The 12,696-nt window shown below is 26.8% G+C and carries 11 protein-coding genes; all 11 read left to right on the forward strand.

The window, feature by feature from the left end; all coding sequences use genetic code 11:
* The first annotated feature begins 95 nt into the window (after nucleotides 1–95).
* The 11 genes from INR60_RS04020 to INR60_RS04070 all read left to right on the forward strand — a co-directional run bounded on the left by INR60_RS04020 (nucleotide 96) and on the right by INR60_RS04070 (nucleotide 12,688).
* Nucleotides 96–1,145: a hypothetical protein gene (locus tag INR60_RS04020; RefSeq protein ID WP_194190186.1), complete on the forward strand. Its 1,050-nt coding sequence runs from the start codon at nucleotides 96–98 to the stop codon at nucleotides 1,143–1,145.
* Between the two features lie 150 nt (nucleotides 1,146–1,295).
* On the forward strand, nucleotides 1,296–4,511 hold the full coding sequence (locus INR60_RS04025; RefSeq protein ID WP_194190187.1) for a ligand-binding sensor domain-containing protein: 3,216 nt from the start codon (nucleotides 1,296–1,298) through the stop codon (nucleotides 4,509–4,511).
* Between the two features lie 184 nt (nucleotides 4,512–4,695).
* Nucleotides 4,696–5,187: a thiol peroxidase gene (gene tpx, locus INR60_RS04030; RefSeq protein WP_194190188.1), complete on the forward strand. Its 492-nt coding sequence runs from the start codon at nucleotides 4,696–4,698 to the stop codon at nucleotides 5,185–5,187.
* 78 nt (nucleotides 5,188–5,265) lie between these two features.
* A complete protein-coding gene (locus tag INR60_RS04035) occupies nucleotides 5,266–5,922 on the forward strand; it encodes a hypothetical protein (RefSeq protein WP_194190189.1) in 657 nt (218 codons plus the stop codon).
* A 99-nt stretch (nucleotides 5,923–6,021) separates the two neighbouring features.
* Complete coding sequence (rbr, locus tag INR60_RS04040; RefSeq protein ID WP_194190190.1) at nucleotides 6,022–6,561, forward strand: rubrerythrin; 540 nt, start codon at nucleotides 6,022–6,024, stop codon at nucleotides 6,559–6,561.
* 91 nt (nucleotides 6,562–6,652) lie between these two features.
* On the forward strand, nucleotides 6,653–7,996 hold the full coding sequence (locus INR60_RS04045; RefSeq protein WP_194190191.1) for an MATE family efflux transporter: 1,344 nt from the start codon (nucleotides 6,653–6,655) through the stop codon (nucleotides 7,994–7,996).
* A gap of 1 nt (nucleotide 7,997) precedes the next feature.
* Nucleotides 7,998–10,337, forward strand: coding sequence for a bifunctional glutamate--cysteine ligase GshA/glutathione synthetase GshB (gene gshAB / locus INR60_RS04050; protein ID WP_194190192.1), 2,340 nt, complete (start codon nucleotides 7,998–8,000; stop codon nucleotides 10,335–10,337).
* Nucleotides 10,318–10,584, forward strand: a complete 267-nt coding sequence (locus INR60_RS04055) for an ArsR/SmtB family transcription factor (RefSeq protein ID WP_194190193.1) — start codon at nucleotides 10,318–10,320, stop codon at nucleotides 10,582–10,584. The genes gshAB and INR60_RS04055 overlap by 20 nt, the downstream gene beginning before the upstream one ends.
* A gap of 16 nt (nucleotides 10,585–10,600) precedes the next feature.
* The gene (locus INR60_RS04060; protein WP_194190194.1) at nucleotides 10,601–11,491 is read left to right on the forward strand and encodes a CehA/McbA family metallohydrolase domain-containing protein; all 891 of its coding nucleotides are present in this window, start codon (nucleotides 10,601–10,603) and stop codon (nucleotides 11,489–11,491) included.
* Between the two features lie 13 nt (nucleotides 11,492–11,504).
* A complete protein-coding gene (locus INR60_RS04065) occupies nucleotides 11,505–12,419 on the forward strand; it encodes a tetratricopeptide repeat protein (RefSeq protein WP_194190195.1) in 915 nt (304 codons plus the stop codon).
* 20 nt (nucleotides 12,420–12,439) lie between these two features.
* Nucleotides 12,440–12,688: a DUF454 family protein gene (locus INR60_RS04070; protein ID WP_194190196.1), complete on the forward strand. Its 249-nt coding sequence runs from the start codon at nucleotides 12,440–12,442 to the stop codon at nucleotides 12,686–12,688.
* The last annotated feature ends 8 nt before the right edge of the window (nucleotides 12,689–12,696 follow it).

Genomic DNA, 12,696 nt, shown 5'->3' on the forward strand with positions numbered 1-12,696 from the left:
AAAGAAATTTAAATAATATGTTGGAAATATGTAGTAGAAAAAGAAGTGGTTTTTATATACAATATATTATAAGGTAATGAAAGTGGGGGAAGAAGATGTTATGTGTCAATATGGTTTTTAGATGCGGAAATACAGTAGATGAAAATATAATTATTAGATATTTAGAAGGGAAAAAATTTGACAATGCAATTAGAGAAAAACTAAAAGGTTTAGAAGATTTCATTTCATTTAAAGGTAAAAAAATAAAAGATGATTTAATATTAAGGGTGGTAGATGCAACTAATTTAAAAATAGATTTTTTTAAGCTAGAAAAGATATTAGAAAAAATATCTAAAAACTCTGATATAGATGAAGTTAAAAATATATACTTCTATGAGTGTAGTGCAAAAGAAGATAGTAAAAAGCTATCATCTTTTATTGATACTATAAAAAATGAAGTAAAAGATGATTATTTTTTATTTATAAAAGATAAAGATGAGGTTAGTAAAAATAAAATAGATTCTTTATATTTAAGAGCTAGTACGTATCTTAAAAAAGAAAGAGTTTTTTTAGTAAATTCCTATGAAAAAAACATAGTTAAAATTGCAGAAAATATAGCTGGAATAAGTTATTTAAATTATAAATTCGAAGAGTATAAAAATGAATTAGATATAATATTTGATGAGTATATAGTTAAGACGATATATATGATAATTAATAAAATAAAGCTACAAAATAGAAATAAAATATTTGATAAAAAAGAGGATGATATAAGTGATTTTGAAATGTTAAATATAAAAAAAGATTACCTTAAAGAAATAGATTATGAATTAGAAATAATAGAAAAGGCATTTGATAAAGAAATTGCAAAAATAAATTCTAAATTTGATTTAAATTTAGAAAAGTTCGAAATTTTAAAATATAACTTTAAAGAAGAGATTGAAACAGATGAAAGCAAAATATCAAAACTTTATGAAGAACTTCTAAAAAAAGATAACGAAAAAGAAGTAAAGATTTTTAAAAAGTTTAAGAAAGATAAGGAAGTTATCCAAACTAATACCGAGGAGATTGAAAAATATTTAATTATTGAAGGGCTAAAGTATAAGATGTCTATAAAAAATAGTATTAGAGCGTATAAAATTAAAGAAATTTTAAAAAAAGAGTAGATTTTCTACTCTTTTTTAGAATGTGTTAAATTATCCCTTTCGTTGACAATGAAAAATAATTATGTGAAAATATAATAAAATTGGAAAATGTCGAAAGGTGAGGGGGACAAATTGAATAAAAGGAGATTTTTGAAGTTTTGTATTTTTTTTATGACATTTATCACTTTTTCTATAGTTATAAGCGAAGTGGCTTTTGCAAAGGAAAAGGACAAGTATCTTAAATTTAAAAACTTAACGATTAATAATGGATTATCACAGGGGTCAGTCTATTCTATATATCAAGATGAAGAAGGATATATGTGGTTTGGAACAAATGATGGACTTAATAGATATGATGGATACAACTTTACAGTTATTAAGGGTACAGAAAATGAAGAAAATACATTATGGCCAGGTATAATTGGTTCTATTGTTGAAGACAGAGATGGTTATCTTTGGATAGGATCTAGTTCTGGACTTAGTAAATTAGATAGAAAAACATCCACAGTACAAAGAATCTATAGTGATATAAACGATCCTAAAAAAATTTCTAATAAGCATATTTGGGATTTGTTTATAGATAGTAAAGGGAATCTTTGGATAGGAACTGAAAATGGATTAAATAAATATGATAGTTCTACTGGTGAATTTAAAAAATATTTCTTTGGAGATGTTAATAGCAAAACTTTAAGCAGGAACTTTATAACTGGGATTTGTGAAGGGATAGACGGGACTATTTGGGTTGGTACAAAGGAAGGGCTTAATAAGGTTGATATAAATACAGATAAGGTGACTCGAGTAGAAAGTAAGAAGTTTAGTGAACTAGAAGAAGCTACTATTACAAAATTATATAGAGATACTTTTAATAATCTTTGGATAGGTACTCAATCTAGAGGTATTTTCAAGTATAACTTAGACAATAAGAAATTTGATGATTTGAAAACTATAAATAATTTATATGGCTCTGAAAAATATGCTATTAATAGTATATATGAAGATTTAAACGGAGATATTTGGATTGGAAGTAAGGGTGGACTTATTAAATATTCTCATTCGGATGGAAGTACAAATGTTTATACTAATAATCAATACGATTCTGACTCTTTAGTAAATACTAGTGTTCAAAGCATATACAGAGATAGAGAAGGGCTTATGTGGATAGGTACTTATAGTGGTATAAGTATTTTAAACCCTAATCAGTATTTTATAAATTATAAAAAGAGGCCTTTTGAAGATAATTCCTTAAGTGGTAATTCTATAGGAGGAATTTATGAGGATAAGGATGGAATACTTTGGATAGGGACAAATAACAATGGATTAAATGCTTATAATAAAAAGACTGGAAAAGTTAAACAATATACCTTTGATCCTAAAAACAAAAATTCTATTCCAAGTAATACATTGTTTCAAGTTACAGGAGATGATTACGGAAATATTTGGGTTGCGACGAAGGATGGAATGGCAAGGTTAGATCCAAAGACAGATGAAATTAAGAGATATTATCATGATGATCATAAAAATTCATTAATTCATAATGATGTTAGGGATCTTTACTTTGATAAAAAAGGGCAGCTTTGGATAGGAACTCGTGATGGATTAGATATTTTGGATCCAAAGTCAGGGAAATTTACTAATTTAAATAATATTTTTATAGATAATAATGTAGGAGAAACTTACGTTAGAAGAATATTTGAGGACTCTAAAGGGAACTTTTGGTTTGGGATGGGGTGGAATGGAGGATTAATAAAATATAATCCTGATTCTAAAAAGGTGAAAGTTTATAAAAATCAGTCTGGAAATCTAGAGTCTTTAAGTAATAATGCAGTTAAAGGTATAAACGAAGATAAGAATGGTTTTATATGGGCGACAACTTCTTATGGTATATGTAAGTTAGACCCAAAGACTGATAAATTTACGACCTATACTGAAAAAAATGGTTTAGCAAATGATTATACGTATGGTATTTTAATTGATAATTATAATAATTTATGGGTAAGTACAAATGGAGGTTTATCTAAGTTTAATCAAAAAACTGAAACTTTTGACAATTACACGGTTGTAGATGGACTTCAAAGTAATGAGTTTAATGGTACAGCAGAATTTAAAAATAAAGATGGTGAAATGTATTTTGGGGGAATAAATGGAGTTACGGCCTTTTTCCCTGATGATGTTAGAAGAGATGCAAAAGATGATGTAAAGGTAACGATATCAAGTTTTAAAGTTTATAATAATAATGACATTAAATTTAGTGATGATATAAACCTAAAAAATAACGAAAATACATTTTCAATTGAATTTTTTAAGCCGTACTATAGTAATTTAGGAAAAAGTAATTATGAGTATATGCTTGAAGGATTTGATAAAGATTGGATATATTCAGGACAAAGAAATTATGTAAGTTATACAAACTTACCATCTGGGCATTATAAGTTTAAAGTAAGAACTAGTAATGGGATGGGTGAAGTTAGTGATGTTCGTGAATTTAAGATTAACATAAAAGAAGCTTGGTATAAAAGTAAAATAGCTTATGTCATTTATTTGGCAATAATTTGTGCTATTGTATTTTTTACTGTAAATTATGTTAAGATACTAGGCGGATTAGTAAGAGTTAGAACAATCCAATTAAATAAAGAGTTAGTTGAAAAAGATACTCTAAATAAAGAACTTATAAAAGCAGAAGAATTTAGAAATACGTATATAGTTAACTTATCTCACGAATTAAGAACACCACTTAATGTAATTTTATCTTCAGAGCAATTAATAACAACTTTAAATAATTCTGAAAAGGGTATTAAAAAAGATGATATAAATAGATATATGGGAATTATTAAGATGAATTCTAATACCTTATTAAAGGTTATTAATGATTTAATAGATAGTTCTAAAATAAAAGCAGGACAATATAGATTAAAGTGTGAAAAAGTAGATATAGTTTATCTTTTAGAGGAAGTTGCACTTTCTATGAAGGTATATATTGAAGAAAATGGATTAGATCTTATAATAGATCCAGATGTAGAGGAAAAAACTATAATTTGTGATCCTACTGAAATAGAAAGATGCATTATAAATCTAATCTCAAATGCTGTGAAATTTACACCAGAGGGTGGAAGTATTTATATAGGATTTAAGGACAACGGTGATACTGTTGATTTAATAGTAAGGGATACGGGAATAGGTATATCAAAAGAAAATCAAAACGTAATTTTTGATAGATTTGCACAAGTTGAAGCTATTGTTTCTAGTAAGCATTGTAGTAGCGGTATTGGACTTACTTTAGTTAAAAATTTAGTTGAACTGCATAACGGTAAAATATCAGTAGAGAGTGAAGAAGGAAAAGGATCTGAATTTATAATTACTCTGCCTATAAATTACGAAAATAAAGAATAAGTTAAAAAGAAGTTAGAATTAATCTAGCTTCTTCTTTTTTGTGTATATAAAAATAATCATTAAGTAAATAATAAAAAAGTGAAAGGTTAAAGAAAACTATAAATAATATTAATTATTTCTTAACAATTAATACGGTTAAATGTAGTATTATAGTTATAAAGAAAAAACTTAAGGAGTGATAAAAATGGAAATAACAGCACAAGGACAAAAAATTACTATAAGAGGGGCAGAAGTTAGGGTAGGAGAACAAGCACCTGACTTTGTAGTATATGATAATGATTTAAAACCTGTAAAATTAAAAGATACAGAAGGTAAAAGAGTTTTTTTAACTGTACCTTCATTAGATACACCGGTTTGTGATTTAGAAGTAAAAAGATTTAATAAAGAAGCTGCAAAGCTTGATGATGTTACTATTTATGTAGTTTCAATGGATTTACCTTTTGCACAAAAAAGATGGTGTGGACTTGAAGATGTAGAAAATGTTAAAACTCTTTCTGATTATAAAGATAGAAGCTTTGGTGAAAACTATGGAGTTTATATAGAAGAAATGGGACTTTTAGCTAGAGCAACATTCATATTAGATGAAAACAACAATGTTAAGTTTGTTGAATATTGCAAAGATATAAGCGATCATCCATCTTACGATGAAATTTTAAAAGCATTAAAAGAACTTTAATTATTTAAGTGTACTTAGTATCAAAAGAGATACAAATTTCTATAATATAGTGAGAGATTAATATAAAGGAAGTATTATATGAACCCACTAATAAATATGCTTATGAACGGAATGGGTCCTATGATGGGTGGTATGAATCCTCTTGCAGGCCTAATGGGTGGTATGAATCCTAATATGGGAGGAATGCAAAACATGATGGGCGGTATGCAGAATATGATGGGAGGCATGCAAGGTATGGGTGGAAACCCACTATTAAATATGCTTATGAACGGATTTTCTGGAATGCAAGGAAATAGGATGAATCCTATGATGCAAGGAAATAGAATGAATCAAAACGGTGGAAATAGGATGAACCCTATGCAAAACGGAATGAATAATAACATGAACCAGAATATGAGAAACAATAACAATAACATGAACCAGAATATGAGAAATAATAATATGAACTCCAATATGGGAAATAACATGAATGGTAACATGGGAAATAACAACATGATGGATATGTTATTAAACGCGATGCAAAATGGAAACATGCAACCTCAAAACATGCAAAATGGGATGAATAATCAAAACAGAAGCATGAATGGGAACAACGTAGATGTTAACGAGCTACTTAATATGCTAATGAATAACGGTGGAAATTACAACCAAAATATGGGCGGTAACATGAATAATAACATGAACGGTAATATGAATGGAAATAATGGAAACGGTAGAAGAAGGCATAGAAGGTAGATTAAAAGGAAACTGATTAAGTCAGTTTCCTTTTTGATGAATAAAGTATTGATAAATGCTAAAAATATTAAAGTAATAATATTAAAGAGGTGTTTATCAATGGATTTAAAAGGAAGTAAAACAGAAAAAAACCTTATGGAGGCTTTTAAAGGTGAGTCTGCAGCTAGAAATAAGTATACTTTTTATGCAAAAGAAGCTAGAAACGAAGGGTGTAATATTATAGCAGATGTTTTTGAAGAAACTGCCCATAACGAAATGGCACACGCTAAAATATGGCTAAAGCTATTAAATGGTGGTGAAATGCCAAATACTTTAGACAATTTAAAAGATGCATATAGCGGAGAAAACTACGAATGGACAGATATGTATAAAGAGTTTTCAGAAACAGCAAAAGAAGAAGGGTTTGAAAAAATAGCGTTTTTGCTAAATGAAGTTGGAAAAATCGAAAAAAAGCATGATGAAAGATATAAATTATTATATGAGTTATTAAATTCAGGAAAAATTTTTAAAAAAGATAAAAAGGTAGAGTGGAGATGTCAAAACTGTGGTTACATATTTGAAGGGGAAATAGCCCCTGTTAATTGTCCAGTTTGTGATCATCCTAGAGCATTCTTTGAAATAGTTTTAGAAGATTTTTAAAACCTTAGCATGCTTAAATAAACTAAGCATGCTAAATTTTTTCTTTACTTTATAACCATATAGCTATATAGTTATAAAGTGGAGGTGGAATATGAAAACAATAGATTTAACAAATGGAAAAATTATAAATTCTTTAGTAAAATTATCTCTTCCTATAATAATTACAAATTTTATTCAAACTGCCTATGGTATGATTGATATGATTTGGATTGGAAGACTCGGTAGTGATTCAGTAGCAGCTATTGGAACTGCAAGCTTTTTTATAAATCTTGCGCTTGCAATTTTCACACTAGTTCTAATTGGTACGGGAGTAAAGTTATCTCATGCTATCGGAAAAGATGATAGTGAATCTAAAAGTTTTTATATAAATAATAGTATAGTATTAACTCTAATAATAGGAATAGTTTATACTATATTTTTATGTATATTTAAAAAGAGTTTAATAGGATTTTATGATTTGAATAATCAATACGTAGTAAACATGGCGGAAAATTATTTAGTGTTATCCTCTCTTGGAATAATATTTATGTTTTTTAACTCATTATTTACTACTATTTTAAATAGCTATGGAAATAGCAAAATACCATTTAGGGCAAATACTATAGGTTTTATTTTTAATATGGTATTAGATCCGATTTTAATATTTGGTATTGGAAATTTTAAAGGACTTGGAGTAAGTGGAGCTGCTATAGCTACCCTTATAGCAAGGGTTGTAGTTTTATTAGTTTTTATTTTTATATCATATAAAAATATAAAAACTATATTTAAAGACTTTAAATTAGATATAAGAAGAGCATTTGAAGTAATAAAGATGGGAATACCTATAACTCTTCAAAGAGTAACTTTTATTTTAATTTCTATGGTAATTGCAAAAATAGTAGCTAATTTTGGAGCGACAGCTATTGCGGTTCAAAAGGTTGGAGTTCAAATTGAATCAATTTCTTATATAACAATTGGAGGGCTTCAAGGTGCAATAGCAGCTTATGTAGGGCAAAATTATGGTGCTAAAAAATTCGATAGAATTAAAGAAGGCTACTTTAAGGGACTTATTATGACAATTGCTTTTGGAAGTATAGTTTCCTTTATATTTATTTTATTTCCAGAACCGATATTTAAAATATTTTTAAATTCTAATGAAGCTCTAACTATGGGTGCAAGTTACATGAAAATACTTGGTATATCACAAGTGTTTATGTGTATGGAACTCTTTACTGTAGGGGCTTTCAATGGGATAGGGAAAACATTTATACCGCCTATAATAAGTGTGATTTTTAGTGCACTTAGGATACCTTTTGCTATAATTTTATCAAAGAGCTATCTATTTGGAATAGATGGTATATGGTTAAGTATTAGTATAAGTAGTATATTTAAAGGTGTAATACTTGTTATATGGTTTATGTTTAATTTTAAAAAGTTAAAAAAAGAGGTGCAATGATATGGATAAATTTTTAAAAATAATAAACGAAAATAATTTTAAGAGTAAATTTAAAAAAGGTAATTTTGGACTAGAGAAAGAAAATATACGGGTAGATAAAAATGGAGAAATTGCATCTACAGATCATCCAAAGATATTTTTAGAAGATAATGAATTTATAAAAAGAGACTTTTCAGAAAGTCAAATAGAGCTTGTAACGCCAGCTGTATCTACTGTTTTAGAAGCATATAATTATATTAGAAATCTTCATAATATAGCTTCTTTACAACTTAAAAGTGGTGAGTATCTTTGGCCTCAAAGTAATCCACCTGTAATTACAGATGTTAATAAAATAAAGGTTGCTAAACTTAATAATTTAGATGAAGTTAAATATAGAGAAAACTTAATGCAAAAATACGGTGCAAAGAAACAATTAATAAGTGGAGTTCATTTTAATTTCTCCTTTAAAGAAGATCTTTTAAAAGATATATATAATACTCTAAACTGCAATAAAACATTTAGAGAATTTAAGGATGATTTATATTTTAAAATAGGAAGAAACTTTTTAAAGTATAAATGGTTTTTAGTTTATTTAACTGGTGCAAGCCCAGTTTTTCATAAAAGCTACTGTAATAAATGTACTAAGTCAAGTGAGAGAATAGGAAGAGAAGATTATTACTTAAAGGGAATCTATTCTTTAAGAAATAGTAAATGCGGATATAAAAATAATGAAGATTATTATGTATCATATAATGATTTAAATAGTTATGTAGAAGATGTTTATAGATTAATCCAAGATAAATGCATTCAAAGTGCAAAAGAATACTATAGTCCTATAAGATTTAAAACAAAAAATCCTAAAAATGTTTTAGAGAATTTAAAAAAGGATGGAGTAGAGTATATAGAAATAAGGATGTTAGATTTAGACCCTACGGAGCAATGTGGTGTTTCACTTGATACTTTATATCTAATGCATTTATTTCTTTTATATACTGCTTTTGAAGATGATGAAAAATATACTATAGAAGTACATAATGAAATAGTAGAAAATGATAATAAAACTTTAGATAATAAAGATGAAAAATTTGTAAAAATTGATGGGAAAGATGTCTTAATTGAAGAAGCAGGGTTTAAAATAATAAAGGAACTCCAAAAAATAGTAGATACTTTATTTGATGGTGATGAGGAATACAAAAAGGTTTTAGAGATAGCAAAGATAAGATTTTTAAAACCAGAGACTACAATTTCAAGTAGAATTATAAAAGATATAAGAGAAAGTAAATACTCAGATTACTTTATAGACCTTTCTAAAGAATATTTAGAAGAAAGCAAAAAAGAAGCATTTAAATTAATCGGTTATGAAGATTTTGAACTATCAACTCAAATTTTAATTATTGATGCTTTAAAAAATGGAATCAAATTTGATATTTTAGATAGAGATGAAAATTTTATATCTCTAAACTATAAAGGACATACTGAGTATGTAAAGCAAGCAACTAAAACTTCTAAAGATAGTTATATTACGGCATTAATTATGGAAAATAAACTTGTAACTAAAAAAGTTTTAGAAAAGAATAATATAAGAGTTCCTAAGGGTGGATATTATGAAAAAATAGATGATGCTTTAGAGGATTTTTATAAATATGAAAATAAGGCTTTAGTTGTAAAACCTAAAACAACTAATTTTGGAATAGGAATTAGTATATTTAAAGCTTCACCTTCTTTTAAAGATTATAAAAGAGCAGTTGAAATTGCATTTTCAGAAGATAGATCTATTTTAATTGAAGAATTTATAGAAGGTAAAGAATATAGATTTTTAGTTATAGAAGATGAAGTTGTAGGAATACTTCATAGAGTTCCTGCAAACGTAACAGGTGATGGTGAGAAGACTATAAAAGAACTTGTAGAAATTAAAAACATGGACCCATTAAGAGGAAAGGGTTATAAAACTCCTTTAGAAAAAATAAGTCTTACAGAGATAGAAGAAACATTTTTAAAAGAATCTAATAAAAATTTTAATTATATTCCTAAAAGTGGAGAAGTAGTTTATTTAAGAGAAAACTCAAATATTAGTACTGGTGGGGATAGTATTGATTTTACTGATGATATAGATGAAAGTTATAAAAAGATTGCAATAGAGTGTGCTAAAACTGTAGATGCTAAAATTACTGGTGTAGATGTAATGATTCAAAACATTAAAGAAAAAGCAAATATAGATAATTACGGAATAATAGAAATTAACTTTAATCCAGCTATCCATATTCATTGTTTCCCTTATAAAGGAATAAATAGAAAGGTTTCTGAAAAGGTATTAAAGTTATTATTTAAGGAGATTGATTTTAATGAAAGATACGGCATGTGAATTTTTTAAAGCATTAGGTCATCCACTTAGAATTAAGATAGTAAAGGAATTATATGATGGACCTACTTGTGTATGTCATATAAACGATAATATAGAATCTTCTCAAGCAAACATTTCAAAACATCTTAGGATTTTAAAAAACGGAAATGTTTTATCTTGCAAAAAGGTTGGAATGTATACTTACTATAGTCTGACTGATGAAAAAATTAAAGATGTTGTAAAGATTGTTGAAGAAATGATGAAATAAAATGTGAGGTGCTTTAATGAAAATAATAAATAACTACAGATATAGTGGGGATTTCTTTAAGGGAAATCTTCACACACATACAAAAGAAAGTCCGTGTGGACATTATGATTTAGAAACAATAATAAATATGTATACTAGCTACAAAATGGAATATGATTTTTTAGCTATAACTGACCACTATAGAATTACTGATTTAAGTAAATATAAAAATAGAGAAGATATTCTTTTAATAAATGGAGTAGAATTTAAAAAATCTAATCATCAAACTTTGGGTATAAACGTTAAAGAATATTTTGATGATGAATTAAATGATTCAAATCATAATGATCTATTTAAAAAAGTAAATGATTTTGGAGGGATAAATATAATTTGTCACCCTCACATGGGAAAAGAAGATTATTGGACATTTGAAAGACTAAGTGAACTTTCTGGATATGTTGGTATAGAAGTATTTAATAATAACGTTAGAATGGATTGTAAGGGAAGAGCTACTGCTACTGATTTATGGGATGAACTATTATCAAGTGGTAAAAAAGTATTTGGTTTTGCAAATGATGATATGCATATTTTTTCAAGAGCAGGTGGTGCTTATAATTATGTTTTAGCAGAAGAAAAAAGCATAAATTCTATTTTAAATGCAATTAAAAGAGGAAGTTTTTACGCATCTTTTGGAGTTAAGGTTAAAAATATTAAAGTAGAAGATAATATAATATCTTTAGAAAAAGGCGATGAGAGAGTTCCTTATGTATTTTTTAAATTTATTTCGAAAAATGGTGAGGTTTTAAAAGAGGAAAAGGGAGTAAAGGCTTCTTACAAAGTTAAAGGGAGTGAAGGTTATGTAAGAGTAGAAGTTTATAGGGAAGATGGAGCGCGCGCTTGGCTACAACCTTTCTTCATTGAAAACTAAAAGGAGAATTGTTTTGGATAATAAATATGTATACTTAAATCATTTAAATGTTGCTAGAAACTTTATTGAAGAGGGAAATAAGCTAAAGGGGCTTAAATTTTATAAAAAAGCATATAGTTTTGATTTTGGTAAAAATGATATAGAACTCCTTTTAGATATGGCACTTATCTATCATGAATTTAAACAATATAACTTTGCAAAAGAAAAGTATGAAGAAGTTTTAAAATTAGACCCTTTAGAAGAGAGAGCTTTTTATGGTCTTGGAACTTTATATGATGATAATAAAAAGTATAATGTTGCAAAAGTTTATTATAAGAAAGCTATAGAGTTAAATGAAAATTATGATAAAGCATATTTCTTTTTAGCTAACATCTACGATGGAGAAGGCGATAAAGATACGGCAATAAAACTTTATAAAAAGACTTTAGAGATAAATAAAAATGATCTTTGGGCAAATGCAAACCTTTCTTGTATTTATGAAGAAAAAGAGGATTATAAAAATGCAAAAATTTATATAGACAATGCACTTAAAATAGATAAAAATAATTTTAGGATTTTATTTAATGCAGGTGTAGTCTATAAAAATTTAGGTTATGATGAAAAGGCTATTGATTTTTATAGAAAATCAATTTTAAAAAATCAGGAGTTTCCTTATAGCTATTTAAATTTAGGAGTTATTTACAGGGAAAGAGAAGAATATTTAACTGCTATAGAAATAATAACAGAAGGAATTCAAAATAATTTAGATACAGCTTTTCTTTACTATAATAGAGGATGTTTATATTCTCTTATAAAAGAAAAAGAATATGCATTAAAAGATGTTTTAAAGAGCATAGAGTTAGATGACTTCTTTATAGAATATATGAAAAAAGATGAAGAACTTGATTCTATAAGAGATTTAGAAAAATATAAACTTCTATTTGATTAAATTTAAAAGTAGGTGATCTCTTGTCAAATATAAAAAGAATATTTTATATAATAATAGCTATTTTATCTTTTGTAATTGGAGTTATAGGTGTTGTTCTACCAATTATCCCAGCTTATATATTTTTTGGAATAACAGTATTTTCTTTGATGAGAGTATCAAAGAAATTTTCAGCTTGGATAAAGAGTACTAAAATTTATAATGAACATATTAAAAAGTATGTAGATAAATTTATTAATTGGAAAGATAAGAAAAAAGACACTCTAAAATAGGGTGTCTC

The sequence above is a fragment of the Clostridium chrysemydis genome (assembly GCF_015234215.1).
GTDB lineage: Bacteria > Bacillota > Clostridia > Clostridiales > Clostridiaceae > Clostridium > Clostridium chrysemydis.

Bases quoted from the DNA above. Each gene is read 5' to 3' on its own strand.
- INR60_RS04020 (WP_194190186.1), top strand. From the start codon at position 96: ATGTTATGTGTCAATATGGTTTTTAGATGCGGAAATACAGTAGATGAA.
- INR60_RS04025 (WP_194190187.1), top strand. From the start codon at position 1,296: ATGACATTTATCACTTTTTCTATAGTTATAAGCGAAGTGGCTTTTGCA.
- tpx (WP_194190188.1), top strand. From the start codon at position 4,696: ATGGAAATAACAGCACAAGGACAAAAAATTACTATAAGAGGGGCAGAA.
- INR60_RS04035 (WP_194190189.1), top strand. From the start codon at position 5,266: ATGAACCCACTAATAAATATGCTTATGAACGGAATGGGTCCTATGATG.
- rbr (WP_194190190.1), top strand. From the start codon at position 6,022: ATGGATTTAAAAGGAAGTAAAACAGAAAAAAACCTTATGGAGGCTTTT.
- INR60_RS04045 (WP_194190191.1), top strand. From the start codon at position 6,653: ATGAAAACAATAGATTTAACAAATGGAAAAATTATAAATTCTTTAGTA.
- gshAB (WP_194190192.1), top strand. From the start codon at position 7,998: ATGGATAAATTTTTAAAAATAATAAACGAAAATAATTTTAAGAGTAAA.
- INR60_RS04055 (WP_194190193.1), top strand. From the start codon at position 10,318: ATGAAAGATACGGCATGTGAATTTTTTAAAGCATTAGGTCATCCACTT.
- INR60_RS04060 (WP_194190194.1), top strand. From the start codon at position 10,601: ATGAAAATAATAAATAACTACAGATATAGTGGGGATTTCTTTAAGGGA.